Source organism: Paenibacillus silvae, assembly GCF_014639235.1.
GTDB classification, from domain to species: Bacteria; Bacillota; Bacilli; order Paenibacillales; family Paenibacillaceae; genus Paenibacillus; species Paenibacillus silvae.
The window spans coordinates 632,112-656,016 of sequence record NZ_BMFU01000004.1; the positions used below are offsets into that span (position 1 = coordinate 632,112).

Here is a 23,905-nt window from a genome sequence, read left to right on the forward strand (position 1 = left end):
AAAAATGAGCACACTTTTCTGCAGTTTCGTGTATATACCGCGTCATAGCCCTTGGGCTGGACAGCGGTTTTTTTTATTTCCAGCATGCAGCTGCGTGAAATCTTTTAAAACATTTGCAACAATTGTGATCAACAATACAGCAATATTGTTCAGATTATATCGAAATAACTGTGATACAATTCATTGTAAAGCGCTATCATTTTAAATTATTGAACTATATTGCTATTTATATTCTTAGAAGGGAGATCCTCATCGATGTTAACCATACACACCCCGACGAATATAGCATTGCAGGAGAATGAAGTTTATGTGCGGTCAGAAGCTGATAATTTTCAGGATGAATGGCCTGTGCATACGCATAACGGTTATGAGATTCATTATTTTATTCAAGGGGATGCAACCTTTTTGATCGGTGACCGAATATACAAGCCGCAGCCTGGAGATATGTTTATTTTCAGAGGCGGAGTTCCCCATCGGATTAATCCTTCAAGGGAGATTGTATACAAGCGGAGTTTTGTTAATTTTACGGAACTTCTGCTAATGGACATGCTTGAGCTTAGTCAATTAGATAATCTCATGTCCATATTTCGTCATCCGAATGGGCTATTGGTACACTGGTCTCCCGAGGAGCGTGAATACATTACAGGCACATTTAAGGGAATCAAAGAGGAGATGGATACCCGAAGTACGGGATGTAAAACGATGGTTAAGCTAATAATTACTCAATTGCTGCTGCGAATTTATCGGAAAATGACAAGTGTACAGTCCGTCGATCAGATTTTGATTTCTTCCCAGAAGCAGTCCAGTGTGAGCCGGGTTTTACATTATTTAAACCAGAATTATGCGGAGAATATTTCGCTGGACGAACTCTCCCAGACGTTACATCTGAATAAATATTATATCTGTCACTCCTTCAAGGAGACTACGGGATATACCATCAGTAATTATGTCATACGCAAAAGGGTAGCAGAGGCCAAAAAGCTGCTGATCTCCACAGATGCACCGATTTTGTCAATATCAGAGACACTTGGCTTTAATACACCTGTGTATTTCAGCAGGGCTTTTAAACAATATGTAGGTGTCTCACCGCAGCTGTTCCGTAAAAACGAGTTGCTTAACACAGTTAAACACCATTAATTCTTCTGAAGGAGATGTTGATATGACAGGAAAAACATGGTTTAAAATGAGCATCAGTGTTCTGATGATCGCGGTGCTCATCATGCTGACTGCCTGTGGTGATACGGGTAACAATGCTAGTGGGAAACAGAAGTCTCTTGATTTCTTATGGTTCTCTGACGGGAAAGAAGGAGAAGTCATCAAGGAAATCATTAAAGAATACGAGCAAAGCAATACCAGCGTAAAAATCAATCTGATTGAGGTTGGCTTCAAGGATATCCAAACGAAGTTGAAAACGATGTTATCTGGAGGAAAACCGCCAGCATTGAGCCGGGTGACGGATACGGGGTCTTTTGCGAATCAGGCTGTAGATCTTACCCCTTATGTAGGAAATGCGGAACAATTCGAGGATCAATTTATCGATTCCCTTAAACCTTATTATGTTATGGATAAAAAACTGGTAGCCGCGCCGATGGATGTCACCGCGAATGGATTGATTTATAACAAAACCTTGTTTGATAAAGCCGGTGTCAAGGTGCCAACTTCTCCAGATGAGGTATGGACCTGGGATGAATATATTGCTGCACTAAGACAGGTGATGGACAAAGGCGGAGCACGATATGGCATGGTTTGGGATGTTACGCCGCATCGGTGGTCTACGCTGTTGTACCAGAATGGCGGGAGCATCTTGACGGAGGATGGCAGTGCGGCAGCAATTAACAGTGAAGCTGGAATTCGTTCTATGGAGATGTTCAAACAGCTTCATCAAGAGGGAATCATGCCTGAATCGGTATGGCTCGGTGGAGAGAACCCGAACAACCTGTTCCGTTCCGGTACGGTAGCAGCTCACTGGGCTGGTAACTGGATGATTAGCAATTATAAGGATATCACCGACTTCGAATGGGGTGTTACCTACATGCCAAAAGGTACGCAGCGTTCTTCCGTACCCGGAGGGAAGTTCCTTATGGCCTTTAAGGGCAGTGGACAGGAGCAGGAAGCTGCAAAGTTTATTGAATATTTAACGTCCAAGGAAGTCAATTCGAAGTATAATCAGGAGTCATTGTTCATGAGCCCGCGTAAAGACAGTGCAACGCTAAATTATGAATTTGGCAAGGAGATGTTTGAAATATTCTCCGATGAACTGAAAAACAGTTCGCCTCTTGCAGCAAATGACTGGTCCAGACAAACACTGATCTCCAAAATTTCAACGGACTTGAAAAATAATATTATGGACGTATTATCCGACAAAGCAACTCCGCAACAGGCCTTGGACACTATGGCCAAGAAGATTAATGAAGCGATTGCCAGTCAATAACACGCAAAGCGTGACATAAAGTTACGTGGTAATAACAACGGGGGCTTACCGATTCCTGTTAAGCCCTCTTTCCATGTACTTATAAGGAAGGAGCACACAGATGAGTGAAACACAACGATCCAATCCAAAAACCTTGGCAAGACAGAACAGGAAGCTTCTCATCGCTCCGTATCTGTTTATACTTCCCAACCTCCTGATCTTTGGTATTTTCATCGTTTTTCCCTCTTTGCTGGGATTGTATTATTCTTTCCATGTTTACGATGGACTGAATCCGATGAAGTTCAACGGTCTGGACAATTATATCAAGATCATGACAGATGGGGAATTCTGGTCAACCATTGGCCGAACAGGCATCTATGCCGTCATTGTTGTTCCGTTAATTTATGCAGCAGCATTAGGTATTGCTTTGCTGCTTGCTCGTGAGATTCGAATGCGCGGCTTCTTCAGGGCGATATTTTACTGGCCAACCATGATATCTTTTATCATCGTAGGTTTGACCTGGAAGTGGATTTTCGGAGATTCGTTTGGCATTCTGAATCATTTGCTCACGATGGCAGGTGCCGAGCCGATCGGCTTTCTGACCTCATCTTTCTGGGCCAACACGGCTGTAATTATTGCAACGGTCTGGTCACGGGCGGGCTTTTTCATGGTCATTTTTATCGCAGGCTTGCAGGCTATACCTACAGATTATTATGAGGCTGCTCGCTTGGATGGAGCAACGGGTACCAAAGTGTTTCGTTATATTACCCTGCCGTTATTGAAGCCGACAAGTTTGCTTGTGGTCATGCTTTGTCTCATTGACGCGTTTAAAGCCTTTCCACTTATGTTTGCGCTTACAGGCGGGGGCCCGGGCAAAGAAACCACGTATATTGTTCAGTATATTTATGAGATTGGCTTTAACAGGCAGGAATTAGGTCTTGCCAGTGCCATGTCCGTCGTTTTGTTTATACTTATTGGCGGTTTCTCGGCACTTCAATTCCGCTTATCGAAAGGAGGAGCTGTCTGATGGTGATGAAACCTATGGCCAAAATAATGATCTACGGTATATTGATTGTGGCCGCAGCGTTGTGGCTCCTGCCTGTGCTGTGGGTTGTGATCTCTGCCCTGAAGACCAATAGCGATCTGTACAGCTTTCCTCCCAAATTGTGGCCAGATCCAGTGACCTTTGAACATTTCACGACGGCATTCAAAAAAGGCGATTTTGGCTTGTATTTCATGAATAGTACGATTGTCACGCTGTCTTCAACGCTTTTGCTGCTGTTGATTAACTCCATGGCAGGTTTTGCACTTGCAAAGTATCGTTTCCGTGGCAGCTCAATCATATTAATTGCTTTTATCTCGACTCTTATGATTCCCATTGAGGTTATCATGATTCCGATCTTCAAAGTGCTAAGTGCACTTGGTCTATATAATACGCTGCTAGCAATTATTATCCCGCCTGCCGCAACTCCGACAGGGGTGTTCCTTATGCGGCAGTACTTGTTGACCGTACCGGACGAGCTGCTGGAAGCGGCACGTATGGATGGAGCAGGTGAATGGAAAATTTACTGGAGCATTATTCTTCCCATAGCCAAGCCGATTCTCGCTGTGCTTGCAATCTTTTCTTTTATGTGGAGATGGGATGACTTTGTATGGCCGTTAATTGCAATTAGTGATCCATCCAAATATACGATTCAGCTGGCGCTTTCTAATTTTATTGGTGAATACAACGTCGATTGGGGAAGCCTGCTTGCGATGTCCGTCATCACGATGCTTCCGGTACTGATTGTATTTATGGTTTTCCAGCGTTATTTTGTCAGCGGCATGATTACTTCAGGCATGAAAGGATGAGCTAGATGTTAGAACCCACCCGTAGCGGGATGCAAACTTTGGATCACAAGCCCATGAAATTGGGCGGTAATCAGGTTATCAATCATTGGTTAATCAGTGGCATATATATGCGGCCTGTAGCTTTTGTTCCAACAACGATGGAAGGCGATATTAATGATTGGCTTATTGATGGATTTGCCATTCATGAGAACCCGTGCAGACAGGAATTTGTTGAAAATAGAAGATCACAATCTGTACCCCGATTTTTTGAAAAATTAAGTGAGTTCCCAAGTCCCGGGGATCATTTCGAGGGGGAACAGGAGGGGATGTCCTGGGAGATTTATTCTCCCTGGGGTAATCCACGAGTAGAGAGATCAGGTTTTTGGTTTGTACCTACCCATCTTCGCAGTTATGCGGCGACACGCCTCGTATCTCCGGTCACTCATACGGCCTCATTCCGAATCAAAACGTATGGAAGCTTGACACTGTGGATCAATGGAGAACAGGTAACGGATTTTGCGCCGCTCGTTCGTAACAAGGAGCAGGAAGTCGTTATTCAAGCCGAACTGTTAGCCGGAATCAATGAGATTTATGCCTGCTGGGAGGATCTGGCTGAACGAGATACGATGTATGCATTTGCACTAGAATACCTTGGGAACGAGCAGTTACATATTTCACTGCCTATTGCTTCCCATCTGGTAGAGCCTGTGCAATCAGCTGAGCGAGCATTGGAACAAGCCTATTTCGCTTCAGATATTTTTAGAGGTGAAGAGATTAAGCTTTGTCTTCCACTACCCTTGCCGGATACCGTGAGAGAGGTGCATGTCCAGTACGGCAACTTCTTTGATGGCACCGAAAATAAGACGGTACAGATCGCCGAGAAGTCAACCGATCTGATTCTCGGGCATACCAATGAAATTGGACATCATTACGTATATTTCACGCTGACGATCTCCGTTTCAAACGTAGTTCTGACGAAGAAGTTTGGCTGCCAATCCTACGATACCCGTTATGATGAGGCTGCTCAGCAAGCTAAGGATATTGAAGCACGTAAATCTTTGGCTCTTCAATGTATCGCCGAGAAGGGAAGCTCTAACATTCACACAGCAATTGCCATGCTCAAAACCAATGGTAATGTGCAAGAGGCGGAGAAGATGCTGCTGGAAGGCATCGAAGGCATTGAGCAGCGGAAAGATTGCAGCGATTTTTATCTGGTTGGACTGTTCCGCCTGTGGAGAGATGAACGCAATAGCGGTTTGTTCAGTGAAGCGTTCTGGGATCGGGTAAAAGAAAGTATTTTGAACTATCGTTACTGGATTGATGAGCCTGGTGACGATGTGATGTGGTTTTTCAGTGAGAATCATGCTTTGTTGTTCCACACCAATGAGCTTTTAGCTGGACAACTGTTTGGGGAAGAAATGTTCACGAACAGTGGGGAAACAGGTGAAGTGCATCGTCAGAAAGCGGAGGAGAGACTTGCCTTATGGTTTGAGCGCTTTATGGACGAAGGATTGGCAGAATGGAATTCCAGTGCATACATTCCCATTGATGCCGTTGGACTCTTGCATATCTATGAGTTTGCTGAGAATGAACAGCTTAGAGAGCAAGCGAAAAAAGCATTGGATTTGTTATTTTATTATATTACGGTACAAATGCACCGAGGGGTTATGTCTACGACGTTTGGCCGTAGCTATGAGAAGGAATTGCTGGGTAGTTATGCGGCGGGAACAACGTCCATGTGCTGGATCGGTTATGGTGTCGGTCACGTAAATAATTATTCAATCAGCAATGTAGCCTTGAGTTTATGCGATTACATGCCTCCTGCGGAATACCAGGAACATCTCTTGCTTGAGGAAAATCAGCAGCTAACGTTTACCAATCAGCAGGGCAAGGGAGGATATGCCAAACTCTATCATTATCGAACAGCGGAGTACGCACTTTCATCCATCATACGCTTTAGACCGGGCAAGCAAGGTTATCAGGAGCATGTCAATCATCTCTCCTTGTCACCTGAGGCGCAGGTATGGGTGAATCATCCCGCAGAAATATACAAGCATGGAGATGGCCGCCCTTGCTTCTGGGCTGGTAACGCGATTTTGCCCGACGTCATTCAGCATGAAGCTATAGCTTTAATGATGTTTGATATTCCAGCAACCCATACTTCGGATTGGACACATGCTTATTTTCCTACAAGCTTCTTTACAGAGTGGGAGAAGCATGAGAACTGGTATTTTGCCCGTCTGGATAAAGGGTATGCGGCGTTATATGCAGCAAATGGAATGAGCATGGAGAAGAACGGATTGACAAGAGAGCGTGAGCTTATTTCCCCTGGATTGCGTAATGCCTGGATTATCAGGGCAGGAAACGAACTGCAATTCGGGTCGTTTAATAACTTTATTAACCAGGTTTGTTCGACCAGCCCGCAATTCGACAGCACTTCTCTTACGCTCAGTCTGATCGACCCTGTATATGGCTCCATTCAATGGGGGATGAACAAACCTTTTCTTATTCAAGGGGAGGAAGTCATACATGAAGGCTACGGAGTAAAGGGACAGCTGGTGCTGCAGGATATAAAGCGTTGAATCGTGTGTAATAAATCTAGGGAGTGACAGCCATAATGCCGAATCAAGACGTACTTCTGGAGAACATAAACAAGGTATCCGATGCGATGAAATCGATGAAAAATACAAGCATCAATGAACAGTTTCCGATTGGACTAATCGATATCCATTTGTGGGAATGGCCGCAAGGGGTTGGACTTTATGGTCTCCTTCAGCTCTATGAAGCAACAAAGGATGCAGAGGTGCTTCGTTTTCTTGAATCCTGGTACGATGCAAGATTAACGGAAGGATTACCGGAGAAAAATGTGAATACGTGTGCACCGCTGCTTACGTTGATTTCACTATGCGAATTGACCGGGAACGAGAAATATGAACGAGTTTGTGAAGAGTGGAGCAGCTGGATTATGGAGGAACTGCTGCGAACCGGAGATGGTGCATTTCAGCATATGATCACGGGCGATGCGAATGATGGACAAATTCTGATTGATACGCTATTTATGACCGTGTTGTTTTTGGCCAAAGCAGGAGTGCATTTTAAAAAACCAGCCTATGTGGAAGAAGCCAAGCGGCAATTCCTTGTGCATATTAAATTTCTCTATAATAAACAAACCGGTTTGTTCTATCATGGCTGGGATTTCAATGAAAATCATAACTATGGTGCTGTTCATTGGGGAAGAGGCAATGCCTGGTATACGGCTGGAGTGATGGATTTTCTGAATATCATTCCGATTGAGGATGGGCTAAAGGCTTATCTGCTGGATACAGCGACTGCGCAGGTCAGAGCGCTTGGCAAGCTGCAGGATGAGGACGGGATGTGGCATACGGTTCTGGATGATCCAGACTCGTATAAAGAAACCTCCGCAACGGCAGCGTTTGGATACGGTATTCTTAAAGGGATTCGGTATGGCTACCTGGACGAGTCCTATCGGAATATCGGTATGAAGGCACTTGAAGCGGTGCTGCGACACATTGATGATAACGGAGTAGTACAGCAGGTGTCTTATGGAACGCCTGTGGGCAACGATGCCCAGTTTTACAAAGAAATACCGATCAGTCCGATGGGTTATGGGCAAGCGCTTACCCTGTTTATTCTGATTGAGGCATTACGGATTCCAGAAGCTTAATAAATGTTATTTTAGTGTGTATGAATGATTAAATCTCACCCTATAGAATGAGCCCCTAAGGGTCTATCTATAGGGTGTTTTGATGCGTGCCAAGGCTGTCTTAATGGAGTTTAAGCTATTCATGAGAAACATTGTCCTGATTGATTTCAGTAATCCCTGTATCCAAAAATTCCTCCACAGCAAGTCTGTCGCTTGCGCGTAGCAGCGTTTCAATAATTTCCGCTCCCCACCTCCGTTCATTCTGTGAGATCACAGCCGATAATTGTCCATTCATCAGTCCTTTATTACTTATTGAGGTGTCACCTAAAGCAATAAGATGCCTGTTTAACCCTTTGGCTTTCCAGACGAGAACAGAGGCCGAGACAGACACAAAATCCAGCCCGACCACCGCATTAAAATGCGGATGAGCATCAATCATGGCTTCAATATCCGCTGCAGCCCGAGCTTCATTGCCTTGATTGTATTTGACCTCCAGCACTTCAATCGCTGTTTCATTGCGAATATAATCAATAAATCCGTTCAGCCGCTGCTGCAGCCCGTGCATCTCTTGCAGCCCGCTCTCGACCAAAATCATACCTTGATTATGCAGCAGTCTTGAGGTGGTGATTGCGAATTGTTTTCCCGTACGATAGTTGTCAGCACCGATATAAGCAGTGCGCTTGCTGGAGGGCGCATCGGATTCAAACGTCAGCACGGGAATACCGGCTGCAATTGCTTTATCAATAACAGGCGTGAGCGCGGCCGCGTCTACAGGGGATATGGCGATGCCATCCACACGCTGTTTGATCATGTTCTCCACAATGCGAATTTGCTGCTCCGTATTGGCTTCATCTGGCGCATTGACGTTCAAGGTGACATGATGCTTTTCAGCGGCCTGGGCAGCGTCCGTCGTAATCATCTCATAGGTTGGATAGGTCATCGGGTAGATGATGCCGAAGATTTTGTTCTTCTCAGGTTGATCCGTGGATTCCGCAGCGTGCAGACCGGTTTCCTTCCCTGAGGGCTGTAATCGACCTGATTCACCTGAACGGGAAGACAGCGTTGAGCCAGCAGGCACGCTTGAATCAGAAGTTAAGACCGCACAAGAAGTGAGCGTGAATAGAAGCAGCATCGTAAAGAGGAGCCAGACAGCGCATTTGAATTTAGTCATACATGGGCTCTTCAATCTGATCGGATGGCGGTTCATGAAATGGCATAGCTCCTTGTGAGCGGAATTCTTTGGGCGTGCAGCCCGTTGTTTTTTTGAAAATATTAGAGAAATAGTGCGGGTCATTATAACCTACCTTGTAGGCAACTTCAAAGGTCTTGTTGCTTGTTGTTTTCAACAGCTCCTTGGCCTTGTTGATACGCACCTGAGTTAAATACTCTGTGATCGTCTGACCGGTTTCCTGACTGAAAATTTTGCTGAGATGGCTTGAGCTGATTCGAACATGGGCAGAGATGGTTTTCAATGAAACCTGCTCATTATTATATTGTTGTGATACGTAGGATTTGACCTGATCAATGACATCACTATATTTGCCAGAGGATGCGGCCCTTCGTTGCCATAATTGATCCAGCAAAGTACACAGGTACTGCTTGCAATGCTCCCAGTTTCCAATGCTCTCGATCATCTGCTGCAGGCTCCTGATATTTTCATCAGCATCAGCCCCCATCCGAAATAGCTGATTCGCCATGCGAAAGGACTCCAGGGTCAGATCGTTTAACAAATAAAAGCCATACGTTGAGGTATGCCAGTCAACAGGCTTCAGCGGGGAAGCGAATTCCCGTACAAAACTGTCACGCAGCTGAGGGCTGCCAAGCTTGAGAAACTCAAGGAATTGATGACGATCCAGACAAATATTCATTTTCTCATGCAGCTGAATGCCTCGAAGCGAAGCTTTATTTTGCAAAGTCAGACGTGTAATATATTTATCTTCATCCGCTTCCAGATAGGAAATATGAATGCCCTGCAAGCGTTCCTGCATGCTGCCAATGCCCAGAATGATGCTGCAGTTAAACAACTGCTCCAGTTCCAGACGGGTATGCCCTCGGAGCGCTTCCAGACACGTGTTGATGCTGTCCTCCGAGTTGGATTTAAGCAGCAGCACTAACTCTGTACGACTTCGAATGTAAGCCAGAAGCTCGGCATGCACGCTGCAGGCTGTCTCCAGAACATGCAGTGTTTTATTCAGCAGTTGCTCCGAGTACTGTGACTCATCATGTAGTCTTATATCGACAATAGCGATGGCGTAGAACCTGGCTGATAGGGGGAGTGACAGCTTCTTGGCGGAATCAATTGCATCACTGGTACCGATGAGACCGCCACAAAGATCGGCCAGCAATTTTTCCTTAGTCATGGCAAGACTCATCATCCGCTGCTCCTCTTCATCCATTTTCTGGCTGACCTGATGCAAAATCTGAAGAAGTTCCGCCGCGCTGACAGGCTTCAGGCAATACTCGGTTACACCAAGCCGGATCGCTTCCTGAGCATAGCGAAATTCATCATGACCGCTCATAATAATGATCTTGATATTAGGCTTTTGGGCACGGACGACGGAAGCCAGCTCTAATCCGTCCATAAATGGCATTTTGATGTCGGTGATCAGAATATCAGGAGCCCATTCTTCAATTAAAGGTAAAGCCATCTCTCCATCAGGGGCATCTCCGCAATAATGAAACCCTTCCTTCTCCCAATCGACGCTGCTGCGAATGTTTTCCCGAATTGCAATCTCATCGTCTACAAGTATCACCTTTTTCAATGCCGAACCTCCTTGCTCTTTGGAATTCGAATTTTAAACGTACTACCCTCCATATATGTGCTTTCCATTTCCACACCATAGGAAGGACCGAAATAGAGCCGAATCCGGTGATGTACATTCATCAGACCAAATCCGCCTTCCTGCTCTTGCTTGGGAGCGGAATGGAAATCTGCAGATTGTTCCAGTGCTTCTCTTAATTGAGCCAGCTGCTCCTCAGACATGCCAATACCATTGTCATGTACGGTCAGTACGATACTCGTTTCATCTGCACAGGCTTGGATCAAAATAAGTCCTTGACCACGTTTGTTTTTGATCCCATGGTAGATCGCGTTTTCGATCAGAGGCTGCAGTGTCATTTTCAAAATCGGATAATGCTGCAGCTCGGGGTCAACCTGGATTTCGTATGACAAAATGTCGTGATAACGCATCTGCTGAATAACCAGGTAATTACGGGCATGCTCAAGCTCGGTTTGAATTGTAACCCAATCGAAGCCGTTGTTCAGACTTAGACGAAAAAATTTGGAGAGGGCCTGAACAAGCTTGATCACACTTTCCTTTTTGTCAGCTTCAGCCATCCAGATAATCGATTCCAGTGTGTTGTACAGGAAATGCGGATTAATCTGTGCTTGCAGTGTGCGCAGCTCGGCTATTTTTACCTGCTCATTTTCCTTGATGCTCTGTTCCATCAGCCCTTTGATCTGCTCCAGCATCGTATTAAAGCTTTGACCGAGATCCGCGATTTCGTCTGAGCCGGCAGGGGAGACCTTGGCTTCCAAATAACCGCTCGCCGCCTTGCGCATCTTGTTCATCAGAATCTGAATGGGGAAAATCAGTCGATTGTTCAGGAAAAAATATAAAGAAATAGCAAAGAATGCGCTTAATAAAACGCTGATGATGATTAACTGCCGAATGCTGTTGGCCTCTGCGAGAATTTCTTGAAAAGGAGCTGCTCCGACGATCTGCCATCCCGTTTGTTTTGACGTGCTGTATACGACAAATTGGGGTTTGGCACCTGTGGACAGATTAAAGCTGTCCTTCCGGGCGTATACGGACATCGAATTAATCTGCTCGATGACGGCAGGAGTGGCCTGCTCAGATGGCGGTTTAAACAGTGTCTGACCATATTGATCATTAATATAAAAGAAGCCGGAATTCTTGATCTTTGTTGTTGTCAAAAAATCATCAATGAATGCGTCATTCATGTCAATCACAATAAAACCGATGACCTCCTGTGTAATGCGTTCTTTGACAGTGGTCATAATTGAAAGCGCATTCTGCTTTGGGTACACAAATCCGTCCAATTGATTCTGTTCAGCGTAGGGCGCGGCATGCGGGATGCGTAAAATGGCATCGGGATATTGCACCAGATACTGAAAATAGGGATTCCGAAGCGGGTTGCGTTCCAGCTTGAATACTCCTTTGCGTTCGCTGAGGCCTTTACCATAGAAATTAACAAAAGAAATATTCAGTACCTTATCATATTTGTAGGTTTCACGATAAAGATTGTACGTTTGTAAGATGGCTTTGGCTTCGGCATAAGACTCGGATTGGGAGTACAAATATTGAAGCACCTGTGGATTTTTGCCCAGCTCCAGCAGTCGTTCTGTGTCCTCGAACATAATATCAATGTTTCTTGCAAGCTGATCAGCAGCCAGCTGTGTGGAAGCCTTATTATGATTCGATACGACAGTGTACGACTTATGGTAAGAGATCAATCCTACAACGATGAGCGGCACTGAGCTGAGGATGATGAACATGCTGAGCAATTTAAGTCTGAGGCTTGAGGTGATCCATTGGACAAGTTTCAACGTCTTCCACTCCATCTGAAGGGATCAGGATAATATAGGTAGCATTATTATAACATGAATTTTAAACATTACAGATGATCGCAAAATAGTACACCAATATCCAAAGAAATTCCACATTTTCACAGCAGGTCCTCCGAAATTACTAAATTATTACATAAAAATCGAATTACATTCCATGTCAGTCTGCATTGTAAGCGTTTTATAATGTGATCACACCGCACAAGGTGAACTTGGAAAGGGAGGATCAACTGATGCAAAGCAAAAAAAAGTGGGGACTTGTAATAACGCTGGCGATGGTCATGCTGGTCAGCACAGCTTGTAACAGCAAAGGAGCATCCGGCACAGACCCAGCGAACTCGACAGGGGGAGAGGGGAGTACACCTGCGAGTGCACAGACCATTACCCTTGGTTTTTCTCAGGTCGGTGCGGAGAGTGGCTGGCGTTCAGCGAATACAAAATCCATTCAGGATTCAGCTAAAGAAGCAGGTTATGACCTCAAATTCTCGGATGCACAGCAGAAACAAGAGAATCAGATCAAAGCCTTGCGCTCTTTTATTCAGCAAAAGGTAACAGTTATTGCCTTTTCACCTGTGGTGGAGTCCGGTTGGGATACAGTACTGAAGGAAGCCAAGGACGCAGGTATTCCTGTTATTCTGACGGACCGCGCGGTGGATTCGGCGGATAAATCCTTATACAAAACGTTTATCGGTTCAGACTTTGTGGAAGAGGGACGTAAGGCAGGACAGTGGCTGGCGGATCAGTACAAGGATGCCCAGGAGGACGTGAATATCGTTGAATTGCAGGGCACAACAGGTTCTGCACCAGCGAATGACCGCCAGGAAGGGTTCATGGAGGTAATCGGATCAAACGCCAAGTTAAAAGTCATTGCATCGCAAACAGGTGATTTTACACGTGCCAAAGGCAAAGAGGTTATGCAGGCTTTCCTCAAAGCACACAAAAAAATCGATGTTCTGTATGCACACAATGACGATATGGCACTCGGGGCCATTCAGGCTATTGAAGCAGCCGGCTTGAAGCCGGGCGTGGATATTAAAATCATTTCTGTGGATGCCGTGAAGGATGGAATGCAGGCAGCAGCTGACGGCAAAATCAACTTTATCGTCGAATGTAATCCGCTGCTTGGACCTCAATTAATGGAAGCAGTGCAGGCCGTTGTAGACGGCAAAGAGATTGAAGCCCGCATTGTCACTGACGAAACAACCTTCACATCCGAGCAAGCCAAAGAAGCATTGCCAACACGTGAATATTAAAAGCAAATGCGAATAACAAAGAAAAGTCATTTTTCGACCTGACTGTCGCTAAATGACTTTTTTCTATCAATTTTAAAGGAGAGGATTACATGGATGCTGTTCACACCCCCATATTGCAAATGACCGGGATTACGAAGCAATTTCCGGGTGTCAAGGCGCTCTCCAATGTCAGCTTTCGCCTGTTTCCGGGTGAAATTCATGCGCTGATGGGTGAGAACGGAGCAGGAAAATCAACGCTGATCAAAGTGCTCACAGGTGTGTACTCCATTGATGAAGGCATCGTGACGATGGATGATCAAGCTCTGGCGATATCAGGGCCGCTCGAGGCTCAGAAAGCAGGGATCAGCACGGTGTATCAGGAGGTGAACCTGTGCCCGAACTTAACGGTGGCAGAAAATATCTTTATCGGCCGGGAGCCGATGAAATTTGGCCGCATCCACTGGAAACAGATGAACAAAGATGCGGAGAACCTTTTGCGGGAAAGGTTAAATCTGGTCATTGATGTGAAGGCACCGCTGCAGACGTATTCTGTTGCGATACAGCAGCTTATAGCGATTGCAAGGGCACTCAGCATCTCGGCCAAAGTACTTATTCTGGACGAACCGACATCGAGTCTGGATAAAAATGAAGTGCAGCAGCTGTTCCAGATTATGCGCAAGCTGAAGAGTGAAGGACTGGCGATTCTGTTCGTGACCCATTTTCTCGATCAGGTGTATGAAATGTCCGACCGTCTGACCGTGCTTCGGAACGGAGAACTGGAGGGGGAATATCTTGCCGCGGAGCTTCCGCGGATGGAACTGGTGCTCAAGATGATTGGCAAAGAGCTCGAAGTGCTGGAAGATCTGCCAAAGCAGGTTGAGGAAGGACATTCAGAGAAAGGCACGGAGACTGACGGCGCAGGAGACATTATGATTACTGCCACTGGACTCGGACGGAAGGGGGCCATTGATCCGTTTGACCTTACGATCCGCAAGGGGGAAGTGGTTGGGCTGGCTGGTTTGTTGGGTTCAGGACGAACGGAGATGGCTCGGCTGTTGTTTGGCGCTGATCGTGCAGATGCAGGAAAATTGATCGTTGAAGACACCGGTAATACCGTCAAGTCACCACGACATGCGATTGATCAGCATATCGCGTTCTGCTCCGAGAATCGTAAAACGGAGGGCATTATTGATGATCTGACGATCCGCGAAAACATTATACTGGCCTATCAAGCAGCGCGAGGCTGGTCCAAGCCGATTTCTCGTAAAAAGCAGGATGAGCTGGCGGAAAAATATATGAACCTGCTGCAGATCCATCCGAAGAACCCGGAGCATCTGATCAAAAACTTGAGCGGAGGCAACCAGCAGAAGGTTTTGCTTGCGCGGTGGCTGCTCATGAACCCGAATCTGCTGATTCTGGATGAGCCTACACGCGGCATTGATATCGGGGCCAAGGCAGAGATACAGAAGCTGGTTCTGTCGTTATCCAAGCAGGGGATGGGTGTGCTGTTTATTTCCTCCGAGCTGGAGGAAGTGATTCGAGTCAGTGATCGGGTATCGGTGCTGCGCGACCGCAAAAAGGTGAAAGAGCTGAGCGGCGATGACATTAATCAGCAGCAAATCATGAAAGCTATGGCAGGGGGTTGAGTGATGATCAGCAGAATGCGCAAACATCATTTGTTTTGGCCGTTATGTATGCTCGGTTTTCTTTTATTGTTTAACTTGCTCTATTCGCCGGATTTCTTCTCGCTTGTGATGCGTGATGGCAATCTGTATGGCAGTTTGATTGATATTCTCAACTTTGGAGCTCCGCTCATTCTCGTCGCCATCGGTATGACACTCGTCATTGCAACGGGCGGCATTGACCTGTCAGTCGGTTCCATCGTTGCCATATCCGGAGCAATGGCTTGTCTGACAATCAGCAAAGGCACGGATCAAAGCTCGCTTTGGCTTGTCCTGAGTGCGCTCGCATTATCGATCGGTCTGTCGCTTGCACTTGGCGTGTGGAACGGGGCGCTGGTATCCGTTGCCAAAATTCAGCCCATTATCGCAACCCTGATTCTCATGGTGGCCGGGCGCGGCATTGCTCAGTTGATTACAAGTGGACAGATTATCACGGTGTCCAATGCACAGTACCAATATATTGGTGCCGGTTCCTTGGCCGCTTTGCCATTCTCCATTTTTATCGTACTGACGGTATTGCTCATTGCTGTGCTGCTCACACGAAAAACGGCGCTAGGCCTGTTTATTGAATCGGTAGGCAACAATGCGCGTGCCAGTCAATTGGCGGGTATTCGCTCCAAAACCGTGATCCTCGCGGTGTATGTGTTCTGTGGTTTATGTGCCGGTATTGCAGGCTTGATCCTCAGCTCCAATGTATCCAGTGCGGACGGAAACAATGCTGGTCTCTGGTACGAGCTGGATGCGATTCTGGCCGTTGTGATCGGAGGAACTTCACTAAATGGTGGACGTTTCTATCTGATGGGCACGGTGATCGGAGCACTGATTATTCAAACGTTAACAACCACGATCTACATGATTGGTGTACCGCCAGAGGTTACGCTTGTCGTCAAAGCCTTTGTGGTACTCGCTGTATGTTTAATTCAATCCGAAGCTTTCCGCCAAACGATGGCCGAGCGTCTCAAAAAGCGAAAGTTTCCAGCTGAGCAGGGGGTAAATCGCCATGTATCTTAACCGAAAACTTCTACCGGTCCTGGTTACCTTTGGTTTGCTCGCCGTCATGATTGCCATCGGCTCATTTCGTTATACGGGCTTCTTTTCCACACAAGTTCTGTTTAACCTGCTGATTGATAATGCATTTCTCATCATTACGGCGATTGGCATGACCTTTGTCATTGTGTCCGGGGGAATCGATTTGTCTGTAGGCTCAGTCATTGCGCTGACAACGATCATCAGTGCCAGTTTGGTCGAAAAGCAAGGCTGGTCGCCCTCGGTTGTCATTCCGATGGTGCTGGTGATGGGCGCATTGTTTGGTACCATGATGGGGGCCATTATTCATTATTTTAAAATTCAGCCCTTCATCGTCACGCTGGCAGGTATGTTTCTGGCACGCGGGCTTTGTTATGTCATCAGTACCGATACCATCACAATAACGAATTCTTTCTATACTACAGTCGCACAGGCCAAGATTTCACTCCCGGGAGGAAGCTTTGTGTCGATCAACGTACTGCTTGCCGTCATTATGCTGCTGCTCGCCATTTTCCTTGCGCACTATACCCGTTTTGGACGCAATGTGTATGCGATTGGCGGAAGTGAGCAATCATCCATGCTGATGGGACTTCCCGTAGCCCGTACCAAAATTCTGGTATACACACTCAGCGGTTTTTGTTCTGCGCTTGCAGGCGTTGTCTTCACATTTTATATGTTATCCGGTTACGGCTTACATGCCATGGGTCTTGAGCTGGATACGATTGCTGCGGTTGTGATTGGCGGTACACTGCTCACGGGAGGTGTCGGTTACGTCGCAGGGACATTCCTCGGCGTATTGATCCAGGGCGTGATCCAAACTATAATTAGCTTCGAAGGCACACTCAGCTCATGGTGGACTAAAATTGTGATTGGTCTGATGCTGTTTGTCTTTATTTTGTTCCAGCGTCTTCTCAGTGAACGACGAAGTTCTGCCAAGACTTTACATTAGCTTTGGAACATCGTATAGTTCGGGTGGGTCTTTTCAATCCATTCTGTCAGGGCGATCAGTTCAATCAATAGGGTCGGGTTAGTCTGTTCCATCAAGCTGGAGGAGGGAGAAATCCGTTGGGGAAGATGGCGAGCTGGTTGTTGTGTATATTGCTTCTGTTATGTCTCACGGCCTGCACAACGTATGAGTCTGAATTGAAGCTGCCTCCTGTTCCAACAACCGACGAATCACTACCTTCATTAGAGGAATGGATGCAATCGGCTGAATATATGCCTCCGCTCAAGAAATCAATCGTTGTCGGTTTCTCGCAGCTGGGCACAGAGAGTGCCTGGCGTATGGCGAATACAACATCGATTCAGGATGCTGCGAAGGAATCAGGTATTACGCTTATTTTGAAAAATGCAGAGCAGTCTCAGACGAAACAATTTGAGGCTGTTCGTTCTTTTATCCGGCAAAAGGTGGATGTGATTGCCATTGCGCCCGTAGTAGAATCCGGCTGGGATGATATCCTTCAGGAGGCGAAGCGCGCAGGCATTCCTGTCATTATTGTGGATCGATCCGTAGATGTTCAGGACTCCTCCCTTTTTGTAACCACGATTGGCTCGGATTTCTATGAAGAGGGCGTGAAGGCAGGGAAGTATATTCGGGATCGGCTGCGGAATGTTCCGGGAACGATTCGTGTTGCTGAATTGCAGGGAACTAGCGGCTCAACACCTTCGATCCAGCGTGGCGAGGGCTTTAGAAGCATCTTGGCTGAGAGAGATAATATATTTTTCTCGCAAAGTGCTCCTGCTGATTTTACAGAGGATAAGGGTCGGCAGGTTATGAACCGTTTTCTTCAAGTGCCGAAGGAGGAAAGGGCCCAGGTTCTTTTTGCTCATAACGATGAGATGGCATTTGGTGCGATTCAGGCGATTCAGAAGGCTGGCTTGAAGCCCGGCGAGGATATAATTATTGTATCGGTAGACGGTTCCCGTAAAGCGTTGCGTATTCTGGCCGATGGACAGATTAACGCGGTGGTTGAATGCAACCCGCTGCTGGGGCCGCAGCTTATGCAGGCAGCCAAAGAAATTATTGCAGGGCGTACACTGCCCAAACGTATGGTGCCCCGGGAGGATATTTTCACCCAGGAAAGTGCCAGCCGTGAGATGCTTCATCGCAGATTCTAGTAATTATAATACGATAATGCTGAAGAGGAGTGCTCGTATGATCATCATGATTAATGGCGCCTTTGGTGCGGGAAAAACTTCAGCTGCATCAGCACTGCAGCCCAAAATTGCAAACAGCATGGTCTATGACCCGGAGGAGATCGGTTATATGCTTCGCAAGCTGCTTCCAGAAGAACATCGGGAGGAGCAGGAGCGTACTGACGATTTTCAGGATATTGAGCTGTGGAGAGTTTTGACGGTGAAGATCGCCAGAGAGGTAAAGCAGAAATACAATAAACATCTCATCATTCCCATGACCATCTATAAAAAAGAAAACTTTGATTACATCTACAATGGGTTGAAGGAGATTGATCAGGACCTGCATCATTTTTGTCTGACAGCCTCTTTAGATAAAATATTTGGGCGTCTTGCCAAGCGAGGGGATCAATTCGGTGGCTGGCAGTATCAACAAGCTCCCAAGTGTGTTGAAGCGTTCAAGGCGGATGTATTCGAAACCCGTATTTGCACCGACGAACTGGAGACTGGCGATGTGATTGATATCATTCTGGAGAAAGTGAAGGGCTGAGGTTGGATAGACCAGAATAAAGTTTAGCAGTACAATAGGATGTAAGTAATTGGAATGAAAGTGGCTTGTCTGGGTGTTTTTGAATGCGATTACATCTGAAGGGGGCTGTGCATTGTCCAAATATTATTGGGATCAACAGATTGAATACCTGAGGAATACACGCTGGTTATATTATAACGATGACTATTTGGAATTTCTGGTACAAAGAGTCTGGAAGATTGAGAAAGCTTTACATATTATTGATTACGGATGCGGTTTCGGGTACATGGGCTTGAAGCTGCTTCCACTCCTGCCAGAGGGATCAAAGTACACGGGTGTAGATAAAGGAACAGAACTGATCAAACATGCTAAAGAAATCTATGAACATACGTCTTATCAAGCCGACTTTATTGAGGGTGACATAGAAACGATGCAGGTGGATCGTGCTTACGACATAGCGATGAGCCATGCTTTTTTATTACATATGCCTGAACCTAAATTAATCTTGGAGAAGATGATTGGCAGTGTGGTAGATGGAGGCAGAGTTATCTGCTTTGAGCCGCACTGGATTGCAAACATGTCGAGTTATGCGCTCGAAGGTGTGCAGCAGTCCACCATCATACAGCTGGGCGCGCTCCAGAAGTTATATGAGCAGGATGCGATCCGAAGCGGTAAAGATGGAAACATCGGCATGAGCATTCCTGTTCTCTTGAGTCAATTAGGGGTTAGAGGGGTGGAATGCCGAGTAAGCGATCGGGTTAACTTTCTGGATCAACATATGGCTGATGCGGACAAGCAGAGACTGGTTCATGCTTTAAAAGAAGAAGGTTTAGGTGCTATGCCCGGTAATCGGCCCGATGTTATTGCCCAGCTTGTAGACCGGGGATTGACTCTCGAAGAGGCCAATCAACAGTATGAAGCAGAAGAGAGATTCGCGAGGGAATTTAATGAAAATGTGTGCATGACCTATGCTCCGAATATGAAAATTACGAGTGGAATTGTAGCACGATGAATGTCATATACGCTGAGGAAAGGCAGTGAAACAAGATGGTGTCTACAGCAATACTTTCACAAGCAGCTCAATCATTTGGCATTGCTCCTGACTCACTGGCATTGGTAAGTGATACCACTAACGTGGTATACAGATTTATTCAGAAAGATAAAACTTATTTTCTTCGATTATCTGAAAAAGCACCTGCATATGAAGCATCGATACAAGCAGAAGTGCAATGGATTCGTTACCTTGTGTCTAACGGTGTTCGTGCTTCTTTGCCCATTCTGAGTAAGGAAGGCAAGTTAACCACGGTATGCCGGGATCAAGAGAAATGTTACGTTGCAACGGTATTCGAGGGAGCAACAGGACATTATTTTGATTATGACTGGAGTGTATGGGACACGGATTTATTTAGCCAGTGGGGAAGCACTATGGGAAAGATACACCATTTAACGCAAGGCTATCAGCCCGATGATCCAAAGTTAATAAGAGCGGATTGGAATCCGCTGCAATTAGATAATCCCCATCTCCATGCAGGCGATGTTGCCTTGTTAACCGGTAAGCTTCGAGCAATCGAGCAGCAGCTAACGGATTTACCCAGAAGGGCTGACAGTTACGGTTTAATTCATTATGATTTTCATCCTTATAACTTTATGATTGATCAGGGTGAGCTTACGGTTTTTGATTTTGATGATGCAATACGCGGCTGGTATGCTTTGGACATTGGGGTAGCAGCAGTTCATGCGGTATGGTGGGGATCACATGATGAGAAGTGGGGAACGAAGGATGAGTTCGCACAGACCTTTCTGACTGCTTTTCTGGAAGGGTATGTGAAACAACAGCCCATTGCACAGGAGTGGATATCCCGCATCCCTTTGTTTATGGAGTACAGAAATATAAGCTCATTCTTCTGGTGGTTGAAAGATTGGAACGGGGATGAGGGCAGCTTATCTGAAAATCAAAAGAATGCAATCTCACAGACGGTCAGGCTGATTGAAGCTGATCTTCCGTTTGAAGGGTGCCGCTTCAAATTATAATCAGCAGCAGTTTTTTACCTCGACGGTGGATCGGGATCAGACAATTCTTAATTAAGATTAAACAACAAGGAGTGGTGGGAGTATGGAGACAGAACGACTGGTGTTTCGCGATTATACCAAAAATGATTTTGAGCATTTGTATACGATGACAAGAGAGCCCAATGTAATGAAGTATATCCGGCACGGTGGTCCATGGACAAAGGAAGAGACGCTGCAAACGCTTGAAAAATTTGTCCAATGGAACAAGGCAGGCAAAGGGCTTTTGCTCGCTTTTAACAAGGAAGATAACCAGCTTGTTGGGACATCAGGACTCATACCACAAGTGATTGAAGGCAAGGAGGAGCTTGAAGTCGGTTATTGGGTGCGAGAGCAGTATTGGGTGCAGGGCTACGGGTATGAGCAAGCCAATGCGTGGAAGGAACAGGGTCTAAAGCTGGGGCATAAACGGTTGATTTCTCTAATCCAGCACGGAAACACAGGTTCAATGCGCATCGCGCAAAAAAATGGCATGATTCATGAGAAGGATGTCGACATCATCGGGAAACAGGTGGCCGTATTTTCGCTAGAGGTGTAACCTACAATGAAAATTCGGATTATTGGCGCTTGTGGAAGCGGAAAGTCAACCTTAGCGAGAGCATTATCCCGAAAATACGATATCGCCAGTCATGAACTGGACAATCTGATCTGGGACAGAAGCGCAGTAAATTTGCGATACCCTGAAAAGGTGAGAGACCAAGCCTTGCAAGCCATTGTGAGTTCGAAAGCATGGATTATTGAAGGTGCTCAGCTTGAAGCCTGGACTTCTCCATCTATTCTGGAAGCGGACTTGGTGCTGGTGCTGCATCCCCATGTGTTGGTGAGAGATTATCGGATTGTTAGAAGGTTTGTTCTCTCCAGAACAGGCTTGCAAGCATGGAATTATAAGCAGTCCTTCAGCAATCTGTGCAAAATGATTGTGAAATGGAACCATAAATATCCTGTTCAGGATGTCATCGAGATGACGAGTCGATACGGCAAGAATGCAGTTATTGTTACGAATACGAGGCAAGCTATAACAAAGATTGAAGGTACATATAAGCTTGTAGCAGGTGAGTGCTGCATTTTTGAATGAGGAGATCTGTGTATGGGAAATAACATCGTCCAGATTCAACCCGTTACCCGAGATAATTGGGAGCAGGCACTGCAAATTTCACTGCATGAACACCAGACACATCTGGTTCCAAGTGTGATGGAGGGTCTCGCATATGCATATATCAAACCGTGGGATGAAGCTTTTGATCCTTTTGTTTTGGCGCTGAAGGGTCAGGTGTTCGGATTCTTTTATTTAAGCTACACACCTGAGAGTGCAGATAACTACTGGATTGGTGGCTTTCAGCTGGACAGGGCGTTTCAAGGCCAAGGCATGGGTAAACGAGCACTAGGAGCAGTAATCGATTTTGTGAAAAAAGAACATCCGTTATGCCGTGTCATTTCACTAACGGTTGAACGAGATAACGTAACTGCTCAACGCTTATATACAAGCCTGTCTTTTGTAAGCGAGAATGAGACCAATGACGATGATGAGGTTATTTATCGGCTGCAAGTTAATTAGATTAAGTCTGAGTCGGTAAACAGCCTATATATGGAGGACACCTATGATGAGAACAATCGATTACAGCCAGTATTACTGGCAGAATGACAAGGTGCGGCTGCGAGCGATTGAAGAGCGAGATTGGGAGAGCAGTTATGCAGCTGGCTTTGACTCCCCTGCTCGCATTTTGCTGGAGTGTGCTGTCGAGCTGCCGCCAACCATATCCGGGGCCAAGCAATTCGTGGAACAAAATGCAGCATTTTCATCAACCAATGGACGGATTATGTTCACAGTTGAAACTCTTGATGGAGAGATAATTGGTGGAATTAATCTGAACAGTATTGATGAGCGGAACGGAACGTTCAGTATCGGGATTGTTATTGATGAGCCGTATCGGGGTCAAGGTTATGGTACAAGTGCGATGGAGATTTTATTGGGCTACGCTTTTTTGGAACGCAGACTTAACAAGTTTAATGATTATGTGCTGGAAGGCAACGAAGGATCGGCACGTATGATGCGGAAACTGGGGTGTGTGCAAGAAGGCGTTCGTCGCCAGGTGGTTTATATTCATGGGAAATATATGGATTTTATACTGTTTGGATTAACGAAGGATGAGTATTTGACCAAACGGGATGCAGATGAGAGGCGGGGAAAGTCCTGACGATTACATATAAAATCATGAACCTGGATCATGTGAAGCTGCTGCATGAAGTTGATCGCTCAGAGCATATCGACCTGATCTACGAGGTCAAAGAGCAGCAATTAATTGAGCACAGACAGGACCACGAGTGCGCGAGTTGGGATGGGGAGCAGCTGCAGGAGCTTCAGGATCGTTACACTCATGAGCTACAGCAGGGGGGCATGGCATATGGTGCTTTTGACGGGGCGAGATTAGTCGGTTTCGGCGTGCTTGCTCATCCATTCAGAGGCGAAGATAAGAACCAGCTACAGCTGGATCTTATGTATGTATCCAGGCCGTATAGACGACAGGGGATTGGCAGACAAATTCTGGCTTATTTAAGTGCAGAGGCGAGAAAACGCGGGGCCAAATCATTGTATATCTCGTCCACAGAGACGAGATCCGCCGTATCTTTCTATCAAAGCCAGGGAAGTCGGATAACAACAGATGTGGATAAAGAATTGTTTGCCAAAGAGCCCAAAGATGTTCACATGATAAAGGAGCTTGATCCATGACAACTGTTGGTAGAAG

At 46.1% G+C, this 23,905-nt stretch carries 22 protein-coding genes; 19 read left to right on the forward strand and 3 right to left on the reverse strand.

Annotated elements, in window-relative coordinates; all coding sequences use genetic code 11:
* The first annotated feature begins 255 nt into the window (after positions 1 to 255).
* The 6 genes from IEW26_RS17265 (at position 256) to bglB (ending at position 7,925) form a co-directional block, all read left to right on the forward strand.
* Positions 256 to 1,137, forward strand: a complete 882-nt coding sequence (locus tag IEW26_RS17265; RefSeq protein WP_188593218.1) for a helix-turn-helix domain-containing protein — start codon at positions 256 to 258, stop codon at positions 1,135 to 1,137.
* Positions 1,138 to 1,159: 22 nt separating this feature from the next.
* Positions 1,160 to 2,431 carry an ABC transporter substrate-binding protein gene (locus tag IEW26_RS17270; RefSeq protein WP_188593219.1) on the forward strand — a complete coding sequence of 424 codons (1,272 nt, stop codon included), beginning with the start codon at positions 1,160 to 1,162 and terminating at the stop codon, positions 2,429 to 2,431.
* A gap of 100 nt (positions 2,432 to 2,531) precedes the next feature.
* Entirely contained in the window at positions 2,532 to 3,437 is a 906-nt protein-coding gene (locus IEW26_RS17275; RefSeq protein WP_188593220.1) for a carbohydrate ABC transporter permease, read from the forward strand.
* Positions 3,437 to 4,261, forward strand: coding sequence for a carbohydrate ABC transporter permease (locus IEW26_RS17280; RefSeq protein WP_188593221.1), 825 nt, complete (start codon positions 3,437 to 3,439; stop codon positions 4,259 to 4,261). Before IEW26_RS17275 ends, IEW26_RS17280 begins: the two co-directional genes overlap by 1 nt.
* Positions 4,262 to 4,266: 5 nt before the next feature.
* Positions 4,267 to 6,822: a hypothetical protein gene (locus IEW26_RS17285; protein WP_188593222.1), complete on the forward strand. Its 2,556-nt coding sequence runs from the start codon at positions 4,267 to 4,269 to the stop codon at positions 6,820 to 6,822.
* A gap of 35 nt (positions 6,823 to 6,857) precedes the next feature.
* On the forward strand, positions 6,858 to 7,925 hold the full coding sequence (bglB, locus tag IEW26_RS17290; protein WP_188593223.1) for a beta-galactosidase BglB: 1,068 nt from the start codon (positions 6,858 to 6,860) through the stop codon (positions 7,923 to 7,925).
* A 115-nt stretch (positions 7,926 to 8,040) separates the two neighbouring features.
* On the opposite strand, the gene IEW26_RS17295 is transcribed toward bglB, so the two are convergent.
* From IEW26_RS17295 to IEW26_RS17305, 3 genes are read right to left on the reverse strand one after another with little or no spacing between them, the layout of a single operon-like run.
* Positions 8,041 to 9,075, reverse strand: coding sequence for a sugar ABC transporter substrate-binding protein (locus tag IEW26_RS17295; RefSeq protein WP_188593224.1), 1,035 nt, complete (start codon positions 9,073 to 9,075; stop codon positions 8,041 to 8,043).
* On the reverse strand, positions 9,068 to 10,657 hold the full coding sequence (locus tag IEW26_RS17300; RefSeq protein WP_229729915.1) for a response regulator transcription factor: 1,590 nt from the start codon (positions 10,655 to 10,657) through the stop codon (positions 9,068 to 9,070). Before IEW26_RS17300 ends, IEW26_RS17295 begins: the two co-directional genes overlap by 8 nt.
* A gap of 5 nt (positions 10,658 to 10,662) precedes the next feature.
* Positions 10,663 to 12,474, reverse strand: a complete 1,812-nt coding sequence (locus IEW26_RS17305) for a cache domain-containing sensor histidine kinase (protein ID WP_188593226.1) — start codon at positions 12,472 to 12,474, stop codon at positions 10,663 to 10,665.
* Positions 12,475 to 12,725: 251 nt separating this feature from the next.
* Here IEW26_RS17305 and IEW26_RS17310 point away from each other — a divergent pair, with 251 nt between their 5' ends.
* From IEW26_RS17310 to IEW26_RS17370, 13 genes are all read left to right on the forward strand, one after another.
* Complete coding sequence (locus IEW26_RS17310; protein ID WP_188593227.1) at positions 12,726 to 13,745, forward strand: ABC transporter substrate-binding protein; 1,020 nt, start codon at positions 12,726 to 12,728, stop codon at positions 13,743 to 13,745.
* An 89-nt stretch (positions 13,746 to 13,834) separates the two neighbouring features.
* Entirely contained in the window at positions 13,835 to 15,370 is a 1,536-nt protein-coding gene (locus IEW26_RS17315) for a sugar ABC transporter ATP-binding protein (RefSeq protein WP_188593228.1), read from the forward strand.
* Between the two features lie 3 nt (positions 15,371 to 15,373).
* A complete protein-coding gene (locus IEW26_RS17320; protein ID WP_111269352.1) occupies positions 15,374 to 16,417 on the forward strand; it encodes an ABC transporter permease in 1,044 nt (347 codons plus the stop codon).
* Positions 16,407 to 17,381 carry a galactofuranose ABC transporter, permease protein YjfF gene (gene yjfF, locus IEW26_RS17325; RefSeq protein WP_145402656.1) on the forward strand — a complete coding sequence of 325 codons (975 nt, stop codon included), beginning with the start codon at positions 16,407 to 16,409 and terminating at the stop codon, positions 17,379 to 17,381. The genes IEW26_RS17320 and yjfF overlap by 11 nt, the downstream gene beginning before the upstream one ends.
* 125 nt (positions 17,382 to 17,506) lie before the next feature.
* Positions 17,507 to 18,550, forward strand: coding sequence for an ABC transporter substrate-binding protein (locus IEW26_RS17330; RefSeq protein ID WP_188593323.1), 1,044 nt, complete (start codon positions 17,507 to 17,509; stop codon positions 18,548 to 18,550).
* 37 nt (positions 18,551 to 18,587) lie between these two features.
* Positions 18,588 to 19,115 carry an AAA family ATPase gene (locus tag IEW26_RS17335; protein WP_188593229.1) on the forward strand — a complete coding sequence of 176 codons (528 nt, stop codon included), beginning with the start codon at positions 18,588 to 18,590 and terminating at the stop codon, positions 19,113 to 19,115.
* 112 nt (positions 19,116 to 19,227) lie between these two features.
* Positions 19,228 to 20,106: a class I SAM-dependent methyltransferase gene (locus IEW26_RS17340; RefSeq protein ID WP_188593230.1), complete on the forward strand. Its 879-nt coding sequence runs from the start codon at positions 19,228 to 19,230 to the stop codon at positions 20,104 to 20,106.
* Between the two features lie 35 nt (positions 20,107 to 20,141).
* Positions 20,142 to 21,125 (forward strand): phosphotransferase enzyme family protein, encoded by a 984-nt coding sequence (locus IEW26_RS17345; RefSeq protein ID WP_229729898.1) that lies wholly within the window; start codon positions 20,142 to 20,144, stop codon positions 21,123 to 21,125.
* A gap of 82 nt (positions 21,126 to 21,207) precedes the next feature.
* Positions 21,208 to 21,699 carry a GNAT family N-acetyltransferase gene (locus tag IEW26_RS17350; RefSeq protein ID WP_188593232.1) on the forward strand — a complete coding sequence of 164 codons (492 nt, stop codon included), beginning with the start codon at positions 21,208 to 21,210 and terminating at the stop codon, positions 21,697 to 21,699.
* 6 nt (positions 21,700 to 21,705) lie between these two features.
* Entirely contained in the window at positions 21,706 to 22,236 is a 531-nt protein-coding gene (locus IEW26_RS17355) for a P-loop NTPase family protein (RefSeq protein ID WP_188593233.1), read from the forward strand.
* Between the two features lie 12 nt (positions 22,237 to 22,248).
* Positions 22,249 to 22,716, forward strand: coding sequence for a GNAT family N-acetyltransferase (locus tag IEW26_RS17360; RefSeq protein ID WP_188593234.1), 468 nt, complete (start codon positions 22,249 to 22,251; stop codon positions 22,714 to 22,716).
* 43 nt (positions 22,717 to 22,759) lie between these two features.
* The gene (locus IEW26_RS17365; protein ID WP_229729899.1) at positions 22,760 to 23,356 is read left to right on the forward strand and encodes a GNAT family N-acetyltransferase; all 597 of its coding nucleotides are present in this window, start codon (positions 22,760 to 22,762) and stop codon (positions 23,354 to 23,356) included.
* 17 nt (positions 23,357 to 23,373) lie between these two features.
* Positions 23,374 to 23,889: a GNAT family N-acetyltransferase gene (locus IEW26_RS17370; protein ID WP_188593236.1), complete on the forward strand. Its 516-nt coding sequence runs from the start codon at positions 23,374 to 23,376 to the stop codon at positions 23,887 to 23,889.
* Positions 23,890 to 23,905 lie beyond the last annotated feature (16 nt).